This is a genomic window from Arthrobacter sp. NPDC058127, from assembly GCF_042884555.1.
In the GTDB taxonomy this organism is placed as follows: Bacteria; Actinomycetota; Actinomycetes; order Actinomycetales; family Micrococcaceae; genus Arthrobacter.
The window spans coordinates 141901-166291 of record NZ_JBHVTT010000002.1; the positions used below are offsets into that span (position 1 = coordinate 141901).

Sequence of the window (24391 nt, forward strand, 5' to 3'; positions counted from 1 at the left end):
CCTTCATCACGCGCAGGAATCTGCTTCCCACGAAAGGCCCTATCGTGAGTCAAACTGCAAACCAAGATCCACCGGCCGGCGCTCCGGTCCCTGTGAAGTCACAGCCGGGCACTGCCACGCCCATGCCTGAGACCACGTCGACAGCTCCCCGCGCTGCGAGGGCAATGGAGAAGAGATCGATTGATTGGGTCCCGAACAACGAGCGGCACGGTAAGCTGCGCGGCGTCGGGGCGATCTGGTTTGTCGGAAACGTCAACCTGACGGCGATGGCGACCGGAACGGCCGCGCTTGCCGCGGGAGCCGGATTGATGTGGACGATCGTAGCAACCGTGCTTGGCTCTCTCTTCGGCACTTTTTTCATGGCTTTCCACAGTGCGCAGGGCCCCCAGCTCGGGCTTCCGCAACTGGTGCAATCGCGTCCTCAGTTCGGATACATCGGTGCAGCCATCACTGTCTTCATCGCCGCCTTGGTCAACTATGTCGCCTTCAACACGAGCGACGCGCTGCTGTCCGGCTCTGCGACGAATCTGCTCTTCGCGGTGCCGCCTCGAATCGGTTTTACGATCGCTGCCGTCCTCGCCGCCGTGCTGGCCCTCTTCGGCTACGACTGGATCCACAAGGTCAACAAGTGGCTGACCTTTCCGCTGCTCGGCCTCATGGGAATCCTCACCGTAGCGGCCCTGACCAATGGGGCGCTCCCGGCGGGAGCCTTCGACCTCGGGGAATTCAACGGCCCGGCCTTCTTGACCGTCTTCGTTATCATGGCCGGATTCCAACTCGGCTGGGCGCCCTACGTGTCTGATTACTCCCGCTACCTTCCCGCGTCGATCGGCGTCAAGGCGGCCTTCTGGTGGACCTACCTGCCGAGCGCGATCTCCGGGATCTGGGTATTTGTGCTCGGTGCGATCATGGCGGCTGCGTCGCCAGGCGCCGACCCGGTGACCGGGTTCCTTGCCGCCGCGGTGAACTTCGGCGGGCCCGTCTTTGGCTGGATCGTGATCGCGGCCCTGCTGGTCGGGGTGCTCTCGGTCATGGGCATCAACCAGTACGGCGGCAGCCTCACGATGATCTCGATCCTGGACTCGTTCCGGCCCGTCAAACCGACCCTGAAGCTCCGGGCCATCACGATTGGGCTGATGTTCGTGCTGGTGTTCGGCATCTCGCAAGTGGTCGGGATCGACAGTTTCAACGCCTTCTACGGCAATGTGTTGATCTTCATCGCGTATGTCTTCACGCCGTGGACCGCCATTAACCTGGTCGACTTCTTCTTCGTGCGCAAGGGCAAGTACGTCATCGGCGAAATCTTCAACCCCGACGGGATCTACGGTCGATGGGGCTGGCGCGGCACCACGGCATACCTCGTCGGCATCGCGGCCATGATCCCGTTCATGGTCACGGCCCCGTTCGTGGGCTCGATCGCCCAAGGGCTGGGAAGCGTCGACTACTCAATCTTCGTCGGACTCCCCGTTGCCGGGATCCTTTACCTCGTCCTCTGCCGTAGCCTCGACCTCGACAAGGAGCAGCGGATGGTGGACGCCGAAGGACTGCTCCTGCATGACAAGCACTGACTGCGGGTCCGCCCTGCACAGCGGCTCGGACACAATCCGACAGCGCACCCCGGACGCTTATGTGAGGCGGATTTGGCGATTTGCGTCGGTGTAGAGCAGGTAACGGAACTTGCCCGGGCCGCCTGCGTAGCAGACCTGCGGGCAGAATGCGCGCAGCCACATGAAGTCGCCGGCCTCGACCTTCACCCAGTCGTCGTTGAGCAGATAGACGCCGTTGCCTTCGAGGACGAACAACCCATGTTCCATGGCTGGCGTCCCGGCGAACGGGATGGAAGTGCCAGGCTCGAAGGTCACGATGTTCACGTGCATGTCATGCGCGAGGTCGTCGGGATCCACGAATCGAGTCGTGGCCCAGCTGCCGTTGGTACCTTGCATCTGGCTGGGCTCCACATCCTGATCGCGGGTCACAAAGGACGTGGCCGTATAGCCATCCGCCGGTTCGTAGGCTTTGCGGATCCAGTGGAAATTTGTGATGCCGTCCGAATCGTTCCTTAAGGACCAGGCGGCCCCGGCGGCGATATACGCGTAGCTGCCTTCCTCCAAGATATGCAGTTCTCCGTCGAGCGCCAGGGTAAGCCATCCCCTTGTCAGGAAGAGGACCCCCTCGACGGCGGCCTCCGGCTCGGGCTTCCGCGAACCGCCGCCGGGTCCCACCTCGACGATCAACTGGGAGAACCTTGTCGCGAAACCTTCGATGGGGCGTGCGATGATCCAGGACCGTGTGTTCTCCCAGCCGGGGAGATTGCTGGTGACTGTGTCTTTAAGGACGCCCTTAGGTATGACGGTATATGCGTCCTTGACCATGGCCCGGTCTTTTGGGAGCTGGGCTTGTGGAATGGCTACTTCGGGGTGAAATGAACCGGCCATCTAACCGCGGGTCCCTGCAGCCTGCACGGCAAGGTTCCCGGCAGTGATCGGGCCGCCTTCAGCTACGGTTTTCTCTCCGCTGAAAGCACGCAGCATGGCTTCGCGGTCGAACTGCCCCTCCCATTTGGCGACGACGAACGTCGCAACGCAGTTGCCGAGCAGGTTCACCACGACGCGCATGGAGTCCATGAGGCGGTCAGCTCCCAGCAGGAGTGCGACGCCGGCAACAGGGAAGATGCCCAAGGCGCCTGCGGTGGCGGAGAGTGCGAGAAAGGCCGAACCGGGGACGCCTGCCATGCCCTTTGAGGTGAGCATCAGGATGCCCAGGGCGGCCAGTTGCTGCCCGAGATCCAGGTGGTGGCCGAAGGCCTGTGCAAGGAACAATAGCGAGATCGACAAGTAGATGGCCGCACCGTCCAGATTGAAGGAGTAGCCGGTGGGGACCACCAGGCCGGCGGTAGAACGGGAGCAGCCGGCGTCCGTCAGCTTGGTCATGATCCGCGGCAGGACCGACTCAGTGGACGCGGTGCCCAGAGCCAGGAGGAACTCCTCGCGCGTGTATTTGATGAACTGCCACAGCGGGACCCGGACCAAGCCCCAGGCGATCAGGAACAGCAGGCCAATGAACACGATCGCCGCACCGTAGCAGGCCACGATGAGCAGGGCATAGGTGCCCAACGTGCTCAGTCCATACTGGCCAATGATGAACGCCATGGCACCGAAGGCGCCGATCGGTGCCAGGCGCATGACCCAGCCCATGATCTTGAAGAAGACCTCCAGGATGGTGTCCAGGACCTTCATGACAGGGGCACAGCGGTCCTTGCCGATCACCACAATTGCGGCGCCGAAGAAGACAGAGAAGCACAGGACCTGGAGGAGGTTGTTGCTGGCGAAGGCGCCGATCACGCTCGTCGGGATGATGCCCAGGATGAATTGTCCGGCGTCGCTGGGCGGAGCCGTGCCGGTCTTAGCCTTCAGGGCGTCCTGGCTCAGGGTGCTCGGATCGATGTTCAGCCCCGCACCGGGCTGGACGATGTTCGCGACCACGAGGCCGAAGGCCAGGGCAAACAACGTGGCCCCGGTGAAGTACAAGAGCGCCTTGACTCCCACTCGGCCCACGGCTTTGACATCGCCAACGGCCGCGATCCCTGTGACGATCACCAGGAAGATCAGCGGCGCGATGATCATCTTGATGAGCTGGATGAACCCGTCACCGAGCGGGCGTAGTCCTGCCCCGATCGACGGCCAGAGATATCCGATCAGGATCCCGGCGACGACGGCGACAAAGATCTGGAAGAACAGGGATTTGTACAGCGGTTTCTTGATGGCGACTGCCTGCGCAGCGTTGATGTCGAGTTTCATGGCGAAGCCAATCCTCATGCGGAACCAGAAGTCCGCGGCCGAAATTCAAGGGACCCTACCAACGTAGGGGAGCATTGTTTCCGGCCTGAAACGAATGTATTAAACTGTCGAAACTTTGAAACATCTGTTTCAATGTTGGCGCACTCGTGGTCTGAGGATGGTTTCTGGCCGTCCGAGAGTCGGATCTACCGAAGCTTTTCGACCTCTCCGAGCGAGTCGAAAAGGCCTGTGATTTCACTGATTCGTTTGGTCCCTGGTCTTCCGGTGGCCGCAAGTACCGCGTTGGCAAGGACACTCAGGAGGCTCATGGGCGCAGCATAACTGTCGAAGGCTCCAGTGCCTTCCACGGGACACTCGATCCACACCTTGGCGTCGCCGGCCATCCGGCGCCCGGTGGCGTCGCCAATCAGGATGGTGGCCGCACCTGTTCCGGCAGCAGCTTTGAGGACGTTTGAGAAGGCTTCTGGACGGCGGCGGAATCCCAGCAGCACCACAGCATCGGCGGGACCGAGCCCTGCGAGTTCCTCGCCCACGCTTTGGCCCGGCTGCGGAGCTAGCCCGACGCCGTCTCGGCATTGGAGGAGCTGTTGCCGCAAATGGAGCGCGAGGGGAAAGCTGTTTCGGAAGCCGATGAGCAATACCTTCCGGGCTCCCGCAAGCAGATTGGCCACTTCGCCCAGCCGTGTTTCGTCAATGGACTCGAACAGACGCTGAAGGTTCCGCTGTTCCAGTGCCGCGTGGGTCGGCAGACCGCCGTCGGAATCCTTGGTGGCGAGCGGCACACCGCTGGACCGCAGTGCTCTGGTGTGCTCCTTGACCTCATTGAAATCGGCAAAGCCGAGCCGGCGAAACAAGCGGCTCACGGTTGCCTTGGAGACTCCGCTCAGGCGCGCCAGTTCGGCCGCGTTGTAGACGGCGAGATCACCCAAGTGGTTCAGGATGGTATCTGCCGCGAGCTGTTCCTGCGGGCCAAGCGCCGGATAGTGCTGTTCGATTCGCTCATCGATCCTCATGAAACAACCGTCTCACGCCCCTGCGCTGTTCCCGCAGCCGCTTCTCTTCTTTGTCCGGTCTTTGCCGGGTTTATCTCTCCGATAGGCTCGACGAATGAGTGAAAACACCCCAAAGCTCGCAGGATATCTGGACAAGCAACAGCCCGGACTTTATCAGGCACTGTCCGCCTACGCGGGGCAGGTCACTGCGGAGGCGGACAGGACCGGGATCCCGCGCCGAACCCTGGAGCTGGTGAACTACCGGGCTTCGCAGATCAACGGCTGCGCCTTCTGCCTGGACCTGCATCATCGCCGCGCCATCGGCTATGGCGAGACCGAGCAGCGGCTTTCCCTCGTGTCGGTGCACGGCGAAGTGGGGCTCTTCGACGAGGCCGAACAGGTTGCGCTTGAGCTTTCCGAACAGATCACGCGAATGTGCACAGCTCGTCCCACGGCCGAGCTGTTTTCCCGCGCGCGGAAGGTCTACACCGAGGAACAGATCAGCGTTCTGTGCATGGCGTGCATCGGCATCAACGCTTTCAATCGCCTGTCCATCCTGAGCGAGCACCCGGTGCGCAAGGCGCGTAGCTCCATCTGACTTGTCGGGGCAGGCGACCCTCTTAGCCTCGTGGAGGCTCGGTGCTTGAATTCTTCCGCCTACTGTGCCACCACAGGTAAAGGCCCCAGCATCCGAGGCCCAGGAACAGAACTGATGCGACAGCCCGCCACCAGACAAAGGGTTGCGAAGACGCGAAAAGGATTGCATAGGCAAAGAACGAAGCGCTTATCCAAGGATTCGGAATCTTGTTGGCCACGCGGCCGCCTTTCGGATGCGGAGTGCTTGGAGGGGAGCAGGCTACCAGCCGCGACAAGTGGCGAGGGTGAGTCCGATGCCCGAGAGCGTGCCGACGAGAGACCAGCCAACCACGGCTCCACCTGGGGCAAATACGGTGACGATGTTCAGGCCCACACCCACCGCGCACGTCCAAGTGATGCTCGCAGTGCTTCCGCCGATGTTCAGGTTTGCGACCTGCTTGCCTCCGATGTAGACATGAAGGTACCCGGGACAAGTGCTCGGGTTGTTGTTGGTCCAATTGTGGGATACCCCCATGCTGATGCAGAAGGAGTAGTACTTTCCTGCCGGTTCTCGCAGTTCCGGTCTGGCGGCTCCTGCTGGCGACTGTGAGATAGATGGTGATGTGACCGGGGGTTCCGCGGCGCTGGCAGGGGCTAGCCCGGCGAACACCAAGCCTGCGCTGGCTGCCAGGATTAGTGCAATCTTTTTGATGTTTTTCATGGCGCGAAGGGCTTGCCGCGCTACTCGGTGGGTGGCGCCAAGCCAAACTTGAGAGCTGCGCACGATTTTCATTTGAGTCATCCTGTCTTTCCGATTTCCACTCACGGGTACGTAGGAACAGGGCTGCCCCAAGCATCAGTAGTCCGCCTATCCAGCCGACAACCGCGAAGCTCCCTCCGACTGCTGCGAAAGCGAAGCACGCAGGAGCCGCCAACAGCGGTAGCATGAAGATTTTGTTTGCTGCCATGAATTGACCCCTACTCTCACTCGGCGATTGACCAAGGCGCGCGAACACGACCCGCTGTGAGCCATCGATGCTTTGCCTGACGTAGCATCCAAATGTTCCGGAATATCTGCGACGAGGCGATGAGTTGCATGTTCCTCTTTGAATTAGGATCGGCGCCGGTCCTGTGCTGATCCTAAGCAGCCGTTTCACCTTTAGATACGGATTTCCGCAGAATTGAGTGCCAATCTGACTAAATTGAGTGCCAAACCTGAGCAAATTGAGTGGTGCGCAGCATGCTCACTGTGAGTAAGCATGCTGCGCCTGGGAGCATAGGTAAGCAGCTGGCAAGACGAGGAGCAGATCAGCATGGCGTGCATCGGCATCAACGCCTTAACCGCCTGTCCATCCTGAGCGAGCACCGGGTGCACAAGGCCCGTGCGTCGAGATGAAGCTGCGCAACTAGCCCCACCCCAGCTATCGGCTGAGCACTACCTCAAGTTCCTCAGGCAGCTCCATCGCCAGACCGCTGTCTGTCGCGACCGTGATTGGCTGCACATAGCTTCCGTTCCACCAGTAGATGTGCGGGCTGAGCGGGTGTGGCATTCTTTCATGTTGGGCTGCCGTCAACGTGGCCATGAATATAAGGTCCGCAATGCTCGTACCTTCGTTCACGACGTGCAGGTTCAGTGCCGTCGCCGCTGGGACGGTCATGAAGACTCCCAAGGGCCCGGCTTTGAATCCCAGCGCGTCAAGAAGTTCCTGGGGGTAGGCGAGCCAGGTTGCCTGGAAGTTGGACTCGGACATGATGGCGAACAGGGATCCGCCGTCCTCGGACGTGGCTTGCTCCGGGGTTCCGCAGCCTTCGATCATTAGGTTTTTTCGTGCAGCATCCCAGGCCTGTTCGTGCCCTATGCGATCGACGTGCTCGTCCCTCAGATAGGTGATGCTTTCTTCTCCGTCGAATGCCATCAACAGGGGCAGTCGCGCTACCCACTGGGTGTAATTGAAGTGCGCCTCCGCGTGTTCCTGGGTGATGGTCGCCGGGTCAATGATCTTTGCCCGCGTCCGTTCCAGAAGCTGCTCAGCTGGCAACTCGTCAATATCGACCCGCTCACCTTCTGCTACCAGTCGGGCGAAATACTCCGCGATGGCGTTCTTCCACTCCCGCTCAGGCGCTTCTGCCGCGATTCGGGCAACAGTCTCGAGCCCGTAGCCACGTGTACTGTCAACAACGAGGACGCGGTCGGAGAGTACGTTGACGGAGATGCCCAGTTTGACGAACGCGTCCTCACAGAGCTTGCGCATTTTTTCGCCCTGTTTCAGCGTCAATTGCGGAAATTCCCCGTCGCGCTCCTGATCCTTCTTAGCAAAAAATCCCATACGGCGCTCTCCTCACATCGTTCAAAACTTGGCGGCGTCCCCCATGCGTCGCCGGTGATGGGAAGACGCAAGAATTACCCTAGGCCATTAAGAACCCGGCTTTGGCGCCAAGTGTCGAACGTCCGTGATGGGTCCGGAGCGAGAGACTTCTTGACCCGAGAGCCAGAAATCTTGCCTCAGGGATTAGCGCTTTTCAAAATCCGTTCGTAGGATTTGCCTATGTCTATGGGGAGATTAGTTCGTAAAGCAGTTATTCCGGCCGCTGGATTGGGCACGCGCTTCTTGCCTGCCACCAAGGCGATGCCGAAGGAAATGTTGCCGGTAGTGGATCAACCGGCCATCCAATATGTGGTCGAGGAAGCCGTGAAGGCGGGCCTCAGCGACTTGCTCATGATCACAGGCCGCAACAAGCGCGCTCTTGAGAACCATTTCGACCGAGCACCTGATCTCGAACGCACGTTGGAGCTGAAGGGCGACGAAACCCGACTGGACGCAGTGAGGCATGCCTCCGAGCTTGGGCCAATCCACTACGTGCGGCAGGGCGAACCGAAGGGTTTGGGCCATGCCGTGCTGTGCGCCAAGCAGCACGTGGGTGACGAAGCGTTTGCCGTGCTTTTGGGGGACGACCTTATTGACGAGAACGATGAGCTCCTGTCAACCATGATCGACGTCCATGCGAAGACCGGCGGTTCGGTTATCGCCCTCATCGAAGTGGACCCGTCACAGATCAGCGCGTATGGCTGCGCTGACATTACGCCCATCGCGGGCGAGGACTACGTCCGGGTCAACAGCCTTGTGGAGAAGCCTTCTGTCGAGGAGGCGCCATCAAACTTGGCTGTCATTGGACGCTATGTACTGCACCCGGCCGTGTTCGATGTCCTTGAGGAGACCGGGCCCGGACGCGGTGGCGAGATCCAGTTGACCGACGCCCTCCAAACTCTCGCTGAGGGAGATGGTGAAGGCGCGGGCGTTTACGGGGTCGTCTTCCGAGGCCGTCGCTACGACACAGGGGACAAGCTCAGCTACTTGAAAGCCGTCATCACCTTAGCGTCCGAGCGGGCCGAATTCGGTGAAGACCTCAAGTCCTGGATGAAGGGATTCCTCGGCTAGGACGGCTGCATGACCCCGGCAAGTACGAATGCCTTGAGGCACCAGGCCGCAGGAACGCCTCGGTGCTCGGCTCGTGGCGTGTCGAGCACCGAGGCTTCCATTACCCGACTGGCAGCGCGAATGCGGCGGCACCGATAAGCGGAGCGTCCTCAGGAAGCTCGGCGACCTGCAGGTCCATTTGCGACAATTCCGGGCATGCGGCAATCAAGCCGGCCCGGAAAGGACGCTCAAGGATATCCCAGGAGCCGGAGATGGAGCCGCCGACGACAATGACATTGGCCTTGAAGGAGACAGCCCAGGGCGCCACCGCATCGCCAAGTGCCAGCATTGCGGCGTCAATCACCGAGGTCGCCTCGGCCTCGCCAAACCGGGCCAGCTGGGCGATCTCGCGGACGTCCAACTGCTTCCCAGTCAGCTGCCGATACCGCCCACGGATCGCTCGACGGGACACGGTTTCTTCCAAGGGTCGGCCGCGCCAAATGATCAGGTGCGCGCTCCCGTCAGGGGGCACCTCTGGGCCCTCGTTCACGGGCACTCCCTGATCTATGAACGCCGATCCGACCCCGGTGCCGAGCGTCAGGCAAAGGACCCGGTCATGACGGCGTCCGGCGCCAGCAGCACACTCTCCCATCCCAAAAGCATCGGCGTCGTTGAGAAACCGGACCGATGAGGGGCGAGGCAGGATCGACTCGCTGAGGGCAAAACCCAGATCGAAATCGTTCAGTCCGTCGAACTTGCCGACCTTTTCAAAGCGTCCGATGCCTCTTTCGTAGTTGAAGGGACCGGGAACGGCCACCCCCCATGGCAGGGATGCTGTCACTTTCAGCTTCGCGGCCGTGGCTGCCAAGACTGTCACCAACTCCTCGGCTGGGGCATGCGCATCAAGGTGTGACCTGTATTGTTCAACAACGAACGGAGCTTTTTGGCCGATTGCGATCAGAGCCGCGGTTACGTGTGTGCCGCCGATCTCCAGAACCGGGATTTGCTCGATGGGACGGGTCATAGGATGCGTCCATCGTGCGCCGCCCGGGCCAGTCCGCATGACGAGTCGGCCCGAGCGTACAGGGTTGCCTGTAGCGCGTGATAGAGATCCGGCTTACCGGACCACGTCTCGAATGCGGGCTTTCCAGACGAATCCAGCTCGTGCCACCAGCTTCCGGACTTGCGGTCTATGACGCTCAGGCTAATGTACGACCAAAACCTCCGGTACCACGCTTCATATGTTGGATCTGACGTGGCCCGGTAAAGGTATACGGCGGCTCCGACTGCTTCGGCCATGGCCCAGTGCATGGTGTTGATATTGACTGGGTTTCCTTCCAAATCGACCGTGTAGACGACGCCGCCCGTTTTGACGTTCCAGCCGTCGCGCGTTGCGGCAGCGAACAATTGGCGAGCAGCCTCCGGAGCCCATTTCAGCTTGGACCCAGGGAGCGCATTAAGCTGGAGGAGGAGCCTGGCCCATTCGAACCAGTGACCGACGAGGGAGCCATACGGGCGAAATGGATCGGCCCGCCCGTCGATGTTGTAGGCGGGATCCGCCACCCAGTTGTCATCGAAATGTTCAGGGATTCGCCATTTTGAGGTCTCACCGTTTCGCACGATGATGAGCGTGCTGATGCGTTCGGCGCGGCGCTGGAACTTGGAATCCCCGGTGGCTTCGAACGCCGCAATATAGGCCTCGGTCAGGTGCATGTTGGCGTTTTGGCCGCGGTAGCCCGGTTCCAGGAGGGTCCAGTCTGCCGTGAGGGCGTCCACCGCAGCACCCTCGTCTTCCCTCCAGAAATGCTTGTCCAGAACTGCATCGACGTGGCCAAGGAGGTCGGCCGCGCCGTCCAGGCCGGCTTGCGTGGCCCCTGCTGCTGCCAGCAGGACGAATGCGTGGGCGTAGGCGTTCTTGGTGGTGTCCAGTGGAGTGCCCGTTCTGGAAATGGAGTTGAACCACCCGCCGTTGTCGGTGTCTAGGAACGCCTCGGACAAAGCTTCCAGCCCGTGCCGGGCAATGGTGGCGGCGCCCGGTCGACCCATGAGATGTGCCAAGGCGAAGCAGTACACGAGACGCGCGGTGGCATAGAGTTCGCGGGGGCCGTCAAGCAAAGGCTTGCCTTCGCGATCCAGTGGGGCGTAGCCGATGTCGCCGGCCAGAGCGTGCCGCTCGTGGAATTGAAGGAGACGCTCCTGTTCCCTCTTCAGCCATCTGTGATGGGCATCGAGGTCCATCCAAACGGGACCTTGTACGTTCATTGTCATGGATTTGTCTTCCTCAGGCTCGTTGAAGCCGCATGAGGTTGCGGTCGTGCCGATGCGCGGTGGCGTTGGGAACTGTTGCAATTGATTCAGATGTTGTGCGCGTGTCACCCGACGGCCTTGAGGCTGGAAACAAAGAACCGTTGGCAGGCTATGAAGAGCACAACCGTCGGGAGCGAGGCCACAATTGCCGCGGCGAGGGTGACGGGTGGGCCGAGACTTGCGAATCCGCCGCTGACTTCCGCTAGTGCAGCCATCACCGGGCGGCGATCTGGGCTGGTGGTTAGCGTGATGCCAAAGAGCAGGTCGTTCCAGACCCACGTGAACTGGAAGATGAAAGCTGCCAAGAGGGAGGAACGGATGAGGGGGAAATGAATGCGCCAGAAGACCCTTGCCCAGCTCGCCCCGTCCAATTGAGCCGCTTCAGTTATTTCAGTGGGTAACGTACTGAGGTAGTTGCGGACGATGAAGAAGGCGAACGGCACACAGATCGCGGCGTAGATCAAGATCATGCCGAGGTTAGTGTCGTAGAGACCAACGGCGACGTAGGCCTTGAACAGCGGGGCAAGGAAGATCTGTAGAGGGAGGAGCGTCCCGAGATAGATCAGCCAGAACCAAAGTGTGGGTCGCTTTAAGGGCATGATGACGACCGCATATCCCGCCAGCGCGGCAGCTAGCACTGCGAGGGCGGCGGCCGACAGCGAGTACATCAGGCTGTTGATCAGGCCGTCACCGAATCCAGACTCGGTCCAGGCGGCGGACAGGTTCTGGAAGAAGCCGAGACCGGTGGGCATCCAGGCAGGATTGCCGGAATATTGCTTTGCCGGTGTCATCGAATTGACGACCATCAGGTAAATGGGCATCAGCCATAGCAGGGCCAGGGCCCAGACGAGGGCGCTCCTGAGAGCACGGACGATCATGGTCAGCCTTTCTTAAGTTGCCGTTGCAGGTACAACCAGGAGGAGGCCACAACGATGATTGCTAGGACGACCGCCACGGCGGCGCCTGCGCCGTAGTCGCTGAGGATGAATGTTTGGCGGTACATGGTCACGGCCAGTGTTTCTGAAACACTCCCCGGGCCGCCCTTTGTCAGGAGCCAGATGAGGTCGAAGACTCTGAGGCTGTTGGCAATGGACATTCCGATCACGACGATCATGACGGGGCGTAGTTGAGGGAAGACGATGTGCCAGAACAGTCTCGCTCCGGAGGCTCCGTCCAGCGACCCTGCTTCGAGAGTTTCCGCTGGAATGGCCTGAAGTCCGACTAGGAAGAGAATGACGCACACTCCGGTTGCTTGCCAGGTGTTGGCGACGATCATCACCAGCGTGTTGTTCGGCCATTCGAGCAGCCAGCCGGATGAGGGCGGAGTCAAGCCGAAGAAGCGGATGGCCTGGTTGAGGGCTCCGTCAGATCGGAGAATGAACCCCCAGATGACTGCCGTGGACGCCCCGGAGATCGCGTAGGGAAGGACGAACGCAAAACGGAGCCAGCGGCCGCCAGGTATGGAGTTTGTCAGGATGGCTACAAGAAGACCCACTCCCACTGGCAGGATCAGTGTTCCTATGGTCCACATGAACGTATTCGCCAAGGACCGTACGAACGAGGGGTCATTGATCAGGTCACCGTAGTTTTTCAGGCCTATGAAGCTCGCGGTGATCCCGTTGTCGCTTGTGAAGCTCTGATACACGGTTACAGCAAAGGGGACCAGCAACATGATCGCGACGAGTCCCAACGCTGGGAGCAGGAAGGGGACGGCCTGGGCCCGTGCGCGCGAATGGTTTGCCGCCCGGCGGCGGGAGATGGTCGCATCTCCCGCCGTGGACTTTGGAACTGTGGCGAGAGCCATCTAGTTTCCTGCTTTCCACTTGGCCCATTCGCTGTCCGCGAGGGACTGCAGCTTATCCAAAGTGGGCGCTATGTTGGATTGGCTCGGGTTGACCATGAAGCTTGCCAGGATCTGCACGCCGCCCTCGATGAGGGCAGGGGGGCTGGCTTCCCAGTAGCGGTTCAGCTCGGTCGGCTTGGTGTTGGCGACCTGGTCGGTCACAGACTTGAGGGTGGGATCATCGGTAATTACCTTCGGGTTCGCCGATGTGTCCTTGATCTTGTTGACCCACGGGGTCTGGACATCAGGATTGAGCCATTCATCAATGGTCTTAAGGGCTTGGTCTTTGTGCGGTGCTTTCGCTGCCACCGAGATCACTCCGGACTCCACGATGACGGACTGTTTGGCTCCGGGGTCAACCATCGGAAGGACGTAGGCCCCGTAATCCTGGGAGGTCATTCCGTTGCTTGTGAAGGTGCCGTTGCGCCATGTGCCCATCGGAACCTGTGCGACGGTACCCTTCTGGAAGAGCGAGGGCTCGCTGTCCCACGCGGTGTCAGCGGGGGTGAAGTATCCCTTGGCGGACATATCGCTCCAGATGGCCATGGCCTTCTGGGCGGTAGGGTCTGTGTACTTGGCATCACCCTTCATGAGTTTGGCGTAGAAGTCGGGGTCCAACTTTGAGAGAATTTCCTCGAACCAGATGAATGACGTCCAGCCCGCTTCCTGAGTCGAGAACAGCGGGGCTACTCCAGCCGCCTTGATCTTGTCGTTGTTCGACATGAATTCGGCCCACGTGGTTGGCGGTTTGATCCCGACCTTGTCGAAGACCTTCTTGTTGTAGAACATGACCCAGTAGCTCTTGTAGAGGGGCAAGCCGTAAACCTTGCCGTTGTAGGAGAAGCTATCCTTCGTCTCAGGAGAGACCCACCCCTTTTGGACGGCGTCGTTCCACTGGGTGGTCAGATCTTCAAGGCCGCCGGATCGGGCCAGGTCCTGGAGCCGGTAGCCGTTCCACCATTTGACCAGGTCGGTCGTGCTGTTCGTCTGCAGTGATGAGCGGATGACCTGCTGGTAGTTCTCAGTGGACGGAACGTTGCGCGGATCGATTGTGCTTCCGCCGACCTTGGAAAGGGCATCGCCTGCGATCTTGTAGGCCGCAACGAAATCCGATCGGTCGCCATTCAGTGTGATGGAGCCAGAACCGGCGTCCTTGGTGCTGGACGAGCCAGGGGTACAAGCCCCCAAAGCGAGGCTGAGGGTGACCGCAGCAGCGGTCACTCCTGCCCACTTGAGACTGATCCTCATAGGGTTCAAAACATCCTCCTTGATGTGGACAAGTGCCGGCGCTGATGGCCGGAAACTTGGGGGTTGTTAACGTTATCTAAACGCTTTTGGTAACGATACCATTATTGGTTTTGGGTGACTAGAGGTGAAACAAAGACGATTCGGCAAATCGGGCCTATTTTGAGGTCGGAACTGTCAGACTCTGACCCGCGGCAACAAAAAGCTCGGCATCCCCGGTAACCGAAGCCGGGGATTCCTGATCGGAGAGATATGCGGCCTGACCTTGCTGCAGGACGTGACCGTTCAGGACGGCTATTCCACGGGTGCAAACAGCGATTGCCGGCCCACGGAAGGAGACCGCCGAGTTGAGGGCAGGACCGTCGAATCTGGCCAGGGCATATTCAGTCACGGGCGGACGGAAGACCTCGATCCCGGCGGCGGCCGTTTCAGGTGTGAGCCTGAGCGAAACGGTTGGGACGAATGTTGCAGTGGCCAGGAGAGCATCCACGTCCACATGCTTCGGCGTCAGACCGGCACGGAGCACATTGTCGGAGGCAGCCATGAGTTCGACGCCGAAGCCTTTCAAATAGGCGTGCACTACCCTGGCGCCGACGAACAGTGCCTCGCCGCGGTTGAGCGAGATCCGGTTCATGAGGAACGCCACTGCAATTCCGGGATCGTTTGGATAGGCAACGGCCAGGTCGCGCACCGTTTGCCAATCTGACCCGGTTCGTTGCTGCGCCACTTCAACAAGTTCATCGATCGCGGACGCGGCTTGTCGATCGTTGCTTAAGAGCCATCGCACTGTCTCTCCGAGGTGCTCTCCGGAACTGACGCTTTCGAGCAAGGCCTGTAGGCCTTTGCCCCGTGAAGCCGCGGCCGCGAGTGATTCTGCCGATCGCTCTGCCGTGCGGAACCCCGCGACGACGTCGAAACGATCGCTTAACGCCACGATCATTTCGGGCTTGTGCATGCGGTCCTTGAAATTCCGCTCTGGCGCATGCAGGGCGATCGCGGCACGGTCTTCGCGGTCGAAGCCCTCCCTCGCTTGCTCCGAGGAGGGGTGGACCTGGAGCGAAAGCGGCGAATCTGCAGCCAGAAGCTTCAGCATGAAGGGCAAACGGCCTACTTGGTCGAGCGATTTCCAGGCGGTATCTGGTGTGTCGATCCGCGAGGGACCGCCCGGGTGGGTGCCAAGCCAAAGTTCGGCTTCGGGCTGATCAGTGGAGGGTCGGCCTTGTAGCCTGGCGATTGCTGACCGCGAGCCCCAGGCATAGGGGTGCGGGGTGTTCGAGATATCGAGATACATGATGCTCCAAGAGACGTAGGGTACTCGGAACCCTCAACGCGGTAGCGGAGCCCGGTCCCGGCTGTGGCCACTTGTTGGGGCTGTTGGCGCCACCGGTGAGGGAGGGAAACTTGGACTCGACCTTTGGGACCCGGCGGGTTGCGGTATTCACTCGCCAGTTTCGTTCCCGGCCGGCGGGTGTCGCCGGTGGTGCCCTACTTGCCGAAGCCGGGGCGCTCTGTTCCCCGGACGCTGGCTTTGAGGGTTCCGAGCTTTTGGCCTTCACCCTGACCGTGAGGTCGGATGATGTATTGGCCGACTCGGGCGGGAACGATGAAGGTCTCAGCGTAATGGACGATGAACGGTTCAAACGCGCCGGTCGGGCTCTCGACAATGGCTTCGGATCCCTCCACCAAATTGATCACATTGACGGTGCCCTGCGTGTCATGAAGGACCGGCTTTGTAAACCAGTGACGACGCGTTTCGATGAACTCAAACTCGTGCAGCCCGGTGCGCTCTTCGACCCATCCGTCGCCTTCTTCGATCACCTGGACCTGGTCAACTAAGTTCTCGGTGGTCCATTTCGTGCCGCGGTCCCACTGGATGTTCTTCTTGGCGTGTTCAAGGTGGATTGGCCGTGGAATGCCGTCCAGGCCCACGCGGTCCCAGTCCCACATCTTGAAGGTGAAGATGTACGGCGTTGCCGAGATCTCGAGCACCATGGAGTCGGCGCCGGAGCAGTGGACCGTACCTGCGGGGATCAAGAAGTGGTCGTGCTTTTTCGCCGGATACATGTTGACGTACTTCTCAGCGTCGAAGGACTCGGAACCCGTGGAGGCGGTTTCGAGCGCCGAAACCATCTCATCAGGATCGGTACTGTCCTTGACGCCCAGGTAGACAACCGCATCCTTGGCCGCATCCAGCAGGTAGTAGCTTTCGTCCTGAGTGTAGTTCATCCCGAACGTGTCTTTGATGTACTCGGTCAGCGGATGGACCTGCAGTGAGAGGTTCCCGCCTTGCATGGTGTCGAGGAAGTCGAAACGGATAGGGAATTCGGCGCCAAACCGAGCAAAAGTCAGTTCGCCGAGCAGTTCCCGCGGATGCCGGAAAACGAGGTCGATGGAGGGCAGCTCGAAGTGTTCGCCTTCGACCTCCAGCAAAAGGCTGTTCTCCTCGGGGACGCAGTCGAAGCACCATGCATAGTTCTCTTGGTCATCGTTCAGAGCGCAAACATCCTTCATCCATTGTCCGCCCCAGACGCCGGGGTCGAAAAACGGAACCACCCGGAACGGCTTGGCAGCGGTAATCGCAAGGCCTTCGCGGAATGTATCACCAGTGATTACTTTGGCTTCCGTTGTCGACGCGTTGGTGTCGATCACGAAATCGAGTTTCGAGAACAGACGCTGCTTGTGCCGGTCGGCGACACGCCATTCGATGAAGAAGCCCCGCTTGTACTTGCGCAGATTGTCTTCATCGAAGTTCGTGCTGCGCCAGTTTGGGAGGCCTTTGCGCTGCCTTTGCTGAATTTCCCAGCGGGCCAGGTCAGCCAAAGCCAGGACATCGGGGCTGGGTGCTGCCAGTGCTGCCCCCCACCCAACGATAACGGTCGGGCCCTGAGCTGCTATGCAGGCGATTTCCTTGAGCCGGTCCTCTCTATAGAAGCTCGCGAGGCGAAGGTGGCTCATGACACCGAAAACACGGTCGTCGGTCAAATTCTGGTCGATCATCGCGTCGATCTCAGCAGTCGGCCTTGCTGCCTCTTCTTCGACATCGATGACCGTGTAGCCTGCGAAGGCAATGCCCAATTCCTTGTGCAAGGTATGGATGTCTGTGCCGGGGTAGCAGTCGACGACGACTGTGGGAGCAGCTGAGCGGGATTCGGCTACTCGCCGGATCTCTGCCCAAGCCGCTTGACCGCTCCAGAGCCGATGCGAAGTTCCCATTCGTGTGGCTGGCCATTTGTCGTACTTAGACGCTGGCATTCAGGTCTCCGTTCTTCTTTCAAATATTGATAACGTTATCAATATTGTCGAAACCGACATGCCAGAGCATGTGGTCGCAATCGTTGGTCTTGGTGTACCGCGCTAGCCGAGAAGGCGAGTCGGGAGCTGAATGTGGCGCGCTTCGCTGTCGCCGTCCTCGTGTTCCAAACGGCGCAATAGTAGCTTCCCGGCCTGGCGCCCGAGCTCACGGGCGTCATGGTCAATGATCGTCAGATCAAAGGGCATCATGTCTGACAGTTCGAAGTTGTCGAATCCAACCACCCGCACGTTCTTCGAGGAAGTGGTTGCTGCGGCGCCGCGGAGGATACCGATTGTGCTGCGGTTGTTTGCGCTGAAAAAAGCGGTCGGTGCTTCCTTCATACGGAGCAGTTCCTCCATGGCTTGCTGCGCAGTTGTCGTGTTGTGCTGGCCGGACTTCACTAGATCCGTGGCGACTTCCAGTCCCGCCTCCCGGTGGGCCTTGACAAATCCTTCGAAACGGCGCTTTCCCGTGAAGAGAGATGTGTTGCCCACGAATGCGATGCGTTTGTGGCCTTCCGCAATGAGCTTCTTGGTTCCGATGTATGCGCCGTTGACGTCGTCGATGAGTACCGTATCCGCTTCGAAACCCTCAAGTTCGCGGGTTGCCAAGACCAGTGGTGTGGATCCGAGGAACTTTTCCATGAGGTGTTCGGTGGCTCCGCCAGAGGGAACAACGATAAGACCGTCGACTTGCCGGCCGACAAAATCCGCCGTCAACTGTCGTTCGCGTTGCTCATCTTCACCGCTGTTCCCGACAAGAAGCCGCAGGTTGTGCGCGGCTAAGGTCTCTTCGATCCCGAGCTGGACCTCCGCGTAGTAGGGGTTCGAGACGTTCGTTATGATGACGCCGATCAATCCGGTCCGCTGGCCTGGTCGGAGGCTCCGTGCGTTTTCGTTCTTGCGGTATCCAAGTGCCTCAATGGAGGCCAGGACGCTCTCCATCTTGGCGGGCCGAACGTTCTTCCCCCCACCCAGCACGCGTGAGACCGTCATGGTGCTGACCCCTGCATGTGCGGCGACATCGTGGAGCGTCGGAACGGCTGATGAGCGACCTTGGCGGTTCGCCTGGGCGTTCGCTGCCATGCGCCTCTACCTGCTCTTCCCCCGGAGACCTGCCGGACACTGATGTCTAGATTCCCCAATGGCCGTTGTTCGGCTCCTAGGGTCACTGAATACATTCACGATCATGGCACATCTTGGGATCGTTATCAAACGAACTTGTTAATCGTTATCAAAATTGCCCCGACGGGTACCGGTCTTTCAGTCCTCATCCGGCGGGGCTGGCAGGGCGTCCACCATGTTGTGCCTTTTGCCGCACACCTTTGAGGAATTCTGTGGCGAAGTTGCGATAGTACTCGGCGATAACGTGCGCGGCTCGCTGGAGCAACGTGCCAAGTTCGTCCATCCGTTCGTGCCGAGCCCACATGCTCGGCGACCAATCAGAACGCATCACCGCAGGTCTGAGGCCTGGTCGACCGCGATACCGCAACCCATGAGCCAAGACCTTAAGTCCTGGATGAAGGGATTCCTCGGCTAGGACTAGGAGTGCTGCATGCTTAGCCGCGCGTAGCGCAGAATCCTAAGGATGGCCGGAGCCAGCTCGTCTTCCATCCGCAGGTATGCTTCAGCACCCTGCTTGTAGGGGTCAGCGACGTCGTTGTCCGAGGATTCTGCCGGGAGGACGAGGTGACGCACTGAGGATGCCCGTGCCGGCAGTTCTCTCCATAGTTGGGTGTAATCAGACCCCGACGGCGGTGCGTCGCCTCGTTCTTCAAGGGCTGTCACCATCCGTGCGAACTCGCGGATGGTGAACGTCCGCTTGAGCAGTGAGGCATCCAGTTGAAGCACTTCGCCGCGGTGGTGGGACGCCATGGTGAGCACCAGATCCGCCTGCCTGAGGATTTTTTGGGTGAGCTGCCGGGCGGCAAAGTCATCAGGTGTGCCGCCGTACGTGCGGATGATGTCGGCAGACAGCGGTTGGATGGGACTTCCCACCATCGCGCGGGTGCCGGCGCTGCGCACTTCGAAGCCGCCGGGGAGGACTTGGTCCAGGCCTGCCTGAAGCAAGCGTTCGGCTACGGGGGAGCGGCAGATGTTGCCGGTGCAAACGGTCAGTATCCGGATGGGTTGGGGCGATTCCAAAGATGTAGCTCTTTCACTAGCTGGCAGGCGCGCGTGACACCTGTGATTTACAACTTAACACGGCAGACATCGGGGCTCATTCAAGGCCTGGCAGCGCTCAGCGGCAACCGTTTCGACACTGTCGCAAGCAACAGTCCGAGGCCGACTCCAAGGGTGTTCATGAGGATGTCCTGGGGGCTTGAAAAGCGCTGTGGCAGGAACAGTAACTGGCCGAGCTCCACCGTCCCTGATACTGCCGTACCGAGCGCCAGGAGCTGCCACCATCGCTTGCGCCGAAGCGTGAGCGCAAGAAGAAGCCCTGCAGGTGCAAAGAGGAGTACGTTGGACGAGGCCTCGACAAATCCGTAGTCGATCCATTCGGGTATGCCGTTTCGGTGGAGCAAATCCAAGAGGACTGAAAGGTCGCCTGCCGCCGGCTTGTCCACTGGGGTTGGCCAAAAAGCGATGAGGGCCAGTACTACGAAATAGCCCAGAAGAATCCAGCGGAGTAGTCCAATGCGGGCAGGTGATTTCTGGTAAGAGTCCGATTTCACGAGTGCCGCATCAGGGCGAAAGCCGCCACGCCGAAAGAAGTCACGGCCAGCAGGATCAGAAATATCGTCGGCCAGGCCCGCCGCGGGACGGCCGGAATTCGTGGAATCGCAGGCAACTCCACTCTGAAGCTCAGCCTCTTGCCGCGTCGCCAATGTCTCCCCATGTTCATAAATTACAGTACCCACAAACAGGGAGGGGTTGTTTCCGGATCACCGGAAACAACCCCTCCCTTTATTTTGCGTTTAGGCTGCGGCTACGGTTTCGTTCTTTGCGCGGCGGCGAACCACCACTACGGAGGCCGTGCCGGCTACGAGAGCGCCAGCGCCAACCAGACCCCAAAGGATCAGGCTGGAGTCAACGCCGGTGTTAGCCAATCCGGTACCGCCGGTGTTGGCCAAGCCGGTACCGCCGGTGTTTGCGAGTCCCGCACCGCTGACTCCTGCTGCCACCACAGTTGACGTGACGGTGTGTCCGGAGGTCGCGCCGACGGCGGTCAGCTGGTAGGTGCCTGCGGCGGTCAGCGTGACGTCGGTGGAGAAAGCGCCGGAGCTGTTTGCAACGGCGGTCACCGTGGTGGGTGCCAGGTGAAGGGCGCCGGGTACGGCCAGGGCGAGGCCGCCACTGGTGCCGGGTGCTGCTGCGCCCTGAGGAGCGGCAGTAAATGTGATTGTGATGGTGATGGTTTCGCCGGGCGTGAAGCCGCCTCCGGAGAATACGACGGTTCCGCCTACCGTTACAGTTGCGCTAGAAACCGTGCCCGGAACCGGTGCCGGGTAATCGACGGCCATTGCTGGAGCCGAGGCGGCAAGTGCGATGGTGCCCGCAAGCGCGAGCGCTGAAAGAGTTTTCTTCATTTTGTCCCCCTGAGACCTTGGTACGTACTTGAGACCTGATACGTAATTCATTGTGATGACGTGATTTCATCCACCACGAACACGTGAACTGAAATCTGAGACCCACCCAACAGAGAAGCTATCATCCTAAGGGTGCTTACAGCAAAGTAAATCCAAACCCGTTACAAAGGGTTAACACCCCGTCTATCTTGCGGCTCCACAGGTTTCCGATTGAGTCGGGAGTATTACGTTGTCCACGGATTGGACGGTAGGAGTCACCACCACTTCGGGCTGGCTGTGCTGGACGATTTTCCCGAAAGTGAATTCCACGGTGCTGCTCTGCCCAGGCGCCAGACGAACCGAGAGAGTGCCAACTGGCCGGTCGTCGTGGCGTTGCGCGCCGAATGGGACGTTTTTCCCATCCTGGGTTGCAGTTTCAACATTGGCCTGCGCTGGCCCGTAGGTGATCACATTCGTTTGAACCGAGCCGGCGGGGATGCCGTAGGCTCCTCCGGCGGTTACGTAATTCGGCAAGGAGGTCGCGGCATCAGTCGGTGCAGTGTTGGTGCTGGTGATCCGGACCTTGAAGGTTCCGTAACCATCGGCAGCCGTGCACTGCTGGATAAGCTGAACGGTTCGTTTCACGTAGTAATCCATTTTCGCGCCCGTGCCGTCGTTGAAGTAGGCGCCAAACTGCGCGGCCGGAACGCTGGGTCCGGAGATGGAGCCACTGAGCGCGTATTTGCCAAGGACGGTTTGTTCCCCGCTGTCCGCTGACCAGAGGAGCACTCGGCGCTCTTCTACGCCTTTTCCGATGCCTGCCAGGAGGCTTTTGGCTTCGCCTTTGCCGGAGGAAAAGGCACCGAAGATTTCCCTGGCGACCGCCGCAAAGTACACGTCTTGCATCTTCGGTTCCTGGATTTGGGCGTACACATCAGAGAGCAGGGTTTTCACGACGTTCTTGCCGGAGAGCTGGGTGGGTAGTTTCCCTGCGGTCATAGCCTGTATCTGTGGATCTTGAAGCGTAACGGGTCCCGTGGCGTCCAAGATGTAGCCCAAAGCTACGGGGTCGATCGAAATCGCTCCGTCCAGACGTTCACCCTTTTTTTGTTCCCACATCTGCAACGCAGTGGTGGCAGCGGTCGGGAAGTCAGGTGTGAAGTTGACGTCCTGCATGAAGGTGCCCATGCGGTCCGTGTAGATGCGTTGCTGCTCGGCATCAACGGGTACCGCAGGCTTGAACGCTCCAAGCTCAGTGGCGCTGCTCTCACCGGAGAGACTGACCTTGCCTTTGTCCGCGGTGAGTACGGCCAAGGCGCCGGGAATTCCTCCAGTGGCGCGAACTTCGGCGTTGTTCTGGATAAGCAGCAAATAGTGCCGCGGCTTATCGGAGCCCAACATGCCCGGGGCCAAGCCTGCTGCGTCGGACGCCGTGTCCAACTCGTCCACAATGGAGCTAAGTTGCTGCCTGGCTTGTGTTAGTGGTCCGGCAATTTGTGGCAACAGGCTGCTTGCGTCGATCCCGTTCAGCCGCTCGGCCGACGCGCGCACGGCGTGCGCGGCGGAAATGACGGAGGGCGCGGCCTTTCGAATCGGTTCAAGGTCGGTGCCGCTGCCGCTGGGCATCAGTTTGTCCCAGTTGAGAGAGTCATACACATTCACCAGGGGAGTGACGCCCAGCGTGGCCACGTCGTCAGCTGAGCGGGCTATCTCGGAAGTGGCGGAGAAATTCGCGCCGAGCCATGGGGTGGCCGAGGCTAGGGACCAGAGGGGATCGGAAGTGGCGTCCCGCGCGGCGGCAGTGTGGCGCCGCAGATCGTTCGCTGTTGAGGTTGCATCTGCCGGACGATTCTCAAGGAGGCTCTCCTTGAGCCTGGGTACCAATTGAGTTGATGCTTCCAGCTCGGATTTGATGGTTGAAGCCTTAGCGCCTAGCCATAGGACGGCTGCCCCAGCGACCACCAAAAGCACCGCGAGACTTATTCCGACTTTCATAAGGCGGCGGCGGCGCCTGGTTGGGACGGCTTTCCTTGTGTCCCTACGCAGCTCGTTTTCGTCCGGGATACTTTCGGATTGTTTAGTGTCGGTCACGCTTTATGGCCTTCCGAGTCCGCGATAGTGCCAACCGGCGGCACGCCATTTGGCGGAATCCAGAACGTTTCGTCCGTCGAGAATCCGGAGCCCGGCGACGCCGTTGCTCACTTCAAAGGGATCGAGTTCTTTGTATTGCTGCCATTCGGTGAGCAAGAGCAGTGTATCGGCTCCGGCGATAGCTTTGTCCAGATGCGGTTCGTATTGCAGCTCAGGGAAACGTTTGGCCGCGTTTTGCAGGGCTTTCGGGTCAGTGACCGTAACGACGGCACCTTGGAGCTGGAGTTGGGCGGCGATGCTAAGCGCCGGCGAGTCCCGAACGTCGTCGCTTTCGGGCTTGAAGGCGGCCCCGAGAACCGTGATGCGGTGTCCTAGGAGGCTTCCTCCGCAGAGTTCGCGCGTGAGCTCAACAACCCGGGTACGGCGGCGCATATTGATGGAATCCACTTCCCGGAGGAAGGTCAAGGCTTGATCGGCGCCAAGTTCGCCGGCTCTGGCCATGAAGGCCCGTATGTCCTTGGGGAGGCATCCTCCGCCAAACCCAATTCCGGCATTGAGGAATTTGCGGCCGATCCTGTCATCCATGCCAATGGCGTCTGCGAGACGCGTGACGTCTGCTCCGGACGCCTCACAGAGTTCTGCCATAGCGTTGATAAAGGAGATTTTGGTAGCCAGGAAGGAGTTTGCCGCAGTCTTAACCAGCTCGGCGGTCGGCTGGTCGGTGACCAATCGAGGTGTGCCAGCCGAGAGGGCATTAGCGTAGACCTCGTCCAAGACTGAGACCGCCACGTGATCCTCTGAACCATCTGCTACGCCGTACACCAAGCGGTCCGGGGACAAGGTGTCCTTGATGGCGTGGCCCTCGCGCAAAAATTCGGGGTTCCACACGAGGTGGGCGCTGGGTTCACTTTGGGCCAAAACATCAGCCAGACGGGCAGCTGTTCCGACCGGAACCGTGGACTTGCCCACCACAATGTCACCGGCACGGACGTGGGGGAGGAGCGCCTCTATTGCTGCATCCACAAAGCGGAGATCCGCGCCGTTTTCCCCCTTTTTCTGGGGAGTTCCAACGCAGATGAAGTGGACGCTGCTCCCCGCGGCGTTGGACATGTCGGTTGTGAATGACAAGCGTCCTGTTTCTTGGACCTCGTTTAGCAGTTCATCCAAACCGGGTTCGAAGAACGGGGCACGCGCGGCGGAGAGTTCACTGATTTTCCGCTCATCCACGTCGATTCCAACCACTTCGTGGCCAAGCTTGGCCATGCAAGCTGCATGTACGGCACCAAGGTAGCCGCAGCCGATCACTGAAATGCGCATTGTG

The 24391-nt window shown here is 60.0% G+C and carries 21 protein-coding genes; 3 read left to right on the forward strand and 18 right to left on the reverse strand.

From position 1 onward, the window contains the following. The first annotated feature begins 44 nt into the window (after positions 1 to 44). Positions 45 to 1568, forward strand: coding sequence for a purine-cytosine permease family protein (locus ACFVTG_RS04010; protein ID WP_390278198.1), 1524 nt, complete (start codon positions 45 to 47; stop codon positions 1566 to 1568). A 57-nt stretch (positions 1569 to 1625) separates the two neighbouring features. Here ACFVTG_RS04010 and ACFVTG_RS04015 read toward each other — a convergent pair whose 3' ends face one another. From ACFVTG_RS04015 to ACFVTG_RS04025, 3 genes are all read right to left on the reverse strand, one after another. Continuing rightward, the gene (locus tag ACFVTG_RS04015) at positions 1626 to 2435 is read right to left on the reverse strand and encodes a bifunctional allantoicase/(S)-ureidoglycine aminohydrolase (protein ID WP_390278201.1); all 810 of its coding nucleotides are present in this window, start codon (positions 2433 to 2435) and stop codon (positions 1626 to 1628) included. Beyond that, positions 2436 to 3797 carry a cation:dicarboxylate symporter family transporter gene (locus ACFVTG_RS04020; protein WP_390278204.1) on the reverse strand — a complete coding sequence of 454 codons (1362 nt, stop codon included), beginning with the start codon at positions 3795 to 3797 and terminating at the stop codon, positions 2436 to 2438. It abuts the gene before it with no gap. 185 nt (positions 3798 to 3982) lie between these two features. Beyond that, a complete protein-coding gene (locus ACFVTG_RS04025) occupies positions 3983 to 4810 on the reverse strand; it encodes a MurR/RpiR family transcriptional regulator (RefSeq protein ID WP_390278207.1) in 828 nt (275 codons plus the stop codon). Positions 4811 to 4904: 94 nt separating this feature from the next. Between ACFVTG_RS04025 and ACFVTG_RS04030 the strand changes: the two genes are divergently transcribed. Continuing rightward, positions 4905 to 5387: a carboxymuconolactone decarboxylase family protein gene (locus ACFVTG_RS04030; RefSeq protein WP_390278210.1), complete on the forward strand. Its 483-nt coding sequence runs from the start codon at positions 4905 to 4907 to the stop codon at positions 5385 to 5387. 258 nt (positions 5388 to 5645) lie between these two features. Here the strand turns inward: ACFVTG_RS04030 and ACFVTG_RS04035 are convergent, their stop codons facing one another. Together ACFVTG_RS04035 and ACFVTG_RS04040 are read right to left on the reverse strand one after the other, a co-directional pair. Continuing rightward, positions 5646 to 6086: a hypothetical protein gene (locus ACFVTG_RS04035; RefSeq protein WP_390278213.1), complete on the reverse strand. Its 441-nt coding sequence runs from the start codon at positions 6084 to 6086 to the stop codon at positions 5646 to 5648. Between the two features lie 700 nt (positions 6087 to 6786). Then, positions 6787 to 7692 carry a hypothetical protein gene (locus tag ACFVTG_RS04040; protein WP_390278215.1) on the reverse strand — a complete coding sequence of 302 codons (906 nt, stop codon included), beginning with the start codon at positions 7690 to 7692 and terminating at the stop codon, positions 6787 to 6789. A gap of 219 nt (positions 7693 to 7911) precedes the next feature. On the opposite strand from ACFVTG_RS04040, the gene galU reads away from it, so the two are divergent. Further along, a complete protein-coding gene (gene galU, locus ACFVTG_RS04045; RefSeq protein ID WP_284756183.1) occupies positions 7912 to 8802 on the forward strand; it encodes a UTP--glucose-1-phosphate uridylyltransferase GalU in 891 nt (296 codons plus the stop codon). Between the two features lie 100 nt (positions 8803 to 8902). Here galU and ACFVTG_RS04050 read toward each other — a convergent pair whose 3' ends face one another. The 13 genes from ACFVTG_RS04050 to ACFVTG_RS04110 all read right to left on the reverse strand — a co-directional run bounded on the left by ACFVTG_RS04050 (position 8903) and on the right by ACFVTG_RS04110 (position 24387). After that, positions 8903 to 9805, reverse strand: a complete 903-nt coding sequence (locus tag ACFVTG_RS04050; RefSeq protein WP_390278218.1) for an ROK family protein — start codon at positions 9803 to 9805, stop codon at positions 8903 to 8905. Next, entirely contained in the window at positions 9802 to 11049 is a 1248-nt protein-coding gene (locus tag ACFVTG_RS04055) for an AGE family epimerase/isomerase (protein ID WP_390278221.1), read from the reverse strand. The genes ACFVTG_RS04050 and ACFVTG_RS04055 overlap by 4 nt, the downstream gene beginning before the upstream one ends. A gap of 104 nt (positions 11050 to 11153) precedes the next feature. After that, positions 11154 to 11966 (reverse strand): carbohydrate ABC transporter permease, encoded by an 813-nt coding sequence (locus ACFVTG_RS04060; RefSeq protein WP_390278223.1) that lies wholly within the window; start codon positions 11964 to 11966, stop codon positions 11154 to 11156. A 2-nt stretch (positions 11967 to 11968) separates the two neighbouring features. Next, the gene (locus tag ACFVTG_RS04065; protein ID WP_390278226.1) at positions 11969 to 12892 is read right to left on the reverse strand and encodes a carbohydrate ABC transporter permease; all 924 of its coding nucleotides are present in this window, start codon (positions 12890 to 12892) and stop codon (positions 11969 to 11971) included. Continuing rightward, positions 12893 to 14179: an ABC transporter substrate-binding protein gene (locus tag ACFVTG_RS04070; protein WP_390278229.1), complete on the reverse strand. Its 1287-nt coding sequence runs from the start codon at positions 14177 to 14179 to the stop codon at positions 12893 to 12895. Between the two features lie 154 nt (positions 14180 to 14333). Further along, positions 14334 to 15467, reverse strand: a complete 1134-nt coding sequence (gene manA / locus ACFVTG_RS04075) for a mannose-6-phosphate isomerase, class I (RefSeq protein WP_390278232.1) — start codon at positions 15465 to 15467, stop codon at positions 14334 to 14336. A 194-nt stretch (positions 15468 to 15661) separates the two neighbouring features. Beyond that, positions 15662 to 17428 carry a class I mannose-6-phosphate isomerase gene (locus tag ACFVTG_RS04080; protein ID WP_390278235.1) on the reverse strand — a complete coding sequence of 589 codons (1767 nt, stop codon included), beginning with the start codon at positions 17426 to 17428 and terminating at the stop codon, positions 15662 to 15664. A 102-nt stretch (positions 17429 to 17530) separates the two neighbouring features. Further along, positions 17531 to 18553 carry a LacI family DNA-binding transcriptional regulator gene (locus ACFVTG_RS04085; RefSeq protein WP_390278238.1) on the reverse strand — a complete coding sequence of 341 codons (1023 nt, stop codon included), beginning with the start codon at positions 18551 to 18553 and terminating at the stop codon, positions 17531 to 17533. A 456-nt stretch (positions 18554 to 19009) separates the two neighbouring features. Beyond that, entirely contained in the window at positions 19010 to 19612 is a 603-nt protein-coding gene (locus ACFVTG_RS04090; protein ID WP_390278241.1) for a low molecular weight phosphatase family protein, read from the reverse strand. Between the two features lie 80 nt (positions 19613 to 19692). Beyond that, complete coding sequence (locus ACFVTG_RS04095; protein ID WP_390278244.1) at positions 19693 to 20145, reverse strand: VanZ family protein; 453 nt, start codon at positions 20143 to 20145, stop codon at positions 19693 to 19695. A gap of 243 nt (positions 20146 to 20388) precedes the next feature. Next, positions 20389 to 21000: an LPXTG cell wall anchor domain-containing protein gene (locus tag ACFVTG_RS04100; RefSeq protein WP_390278247.1), complete on the reverse strand. Its 612-nt coding sequence runs from the start codon at positions 20998 to 21000 to the stop codon at positions 20389 to 20391. A gap of 183 nt (positions 21001 to 21183) precedes the next feature. Beyond that, positions 21184 to 22974 (reverse strand): DUF4012 domain-containing protein, encoded by a 1791-nt coding sequence (locus ACFVTG_RS04105; RefSeq protein ID WP_390278250.1) that lies wholly within the window; start codon positions 22972 to 22974, stop codon positions 21184 to 21186. A gap of 99 nt (positions 22975 to 23073) precedes the next feature. After that, positions 23074 to 24387 (reverse strand): UDP-glucose dehydrogenase family protein, encoded by a 1314-nt coding sequence (locus ACFVTG_RS04110; RefSeq protein ID WP_390278253.1) that lies wholly within the window; start codon positions 24385 to 24387, stop codon positions 23074 to 23076. Between the last annotated feature and the right edge of the window lie 4 nt (positions 24388 to 24391).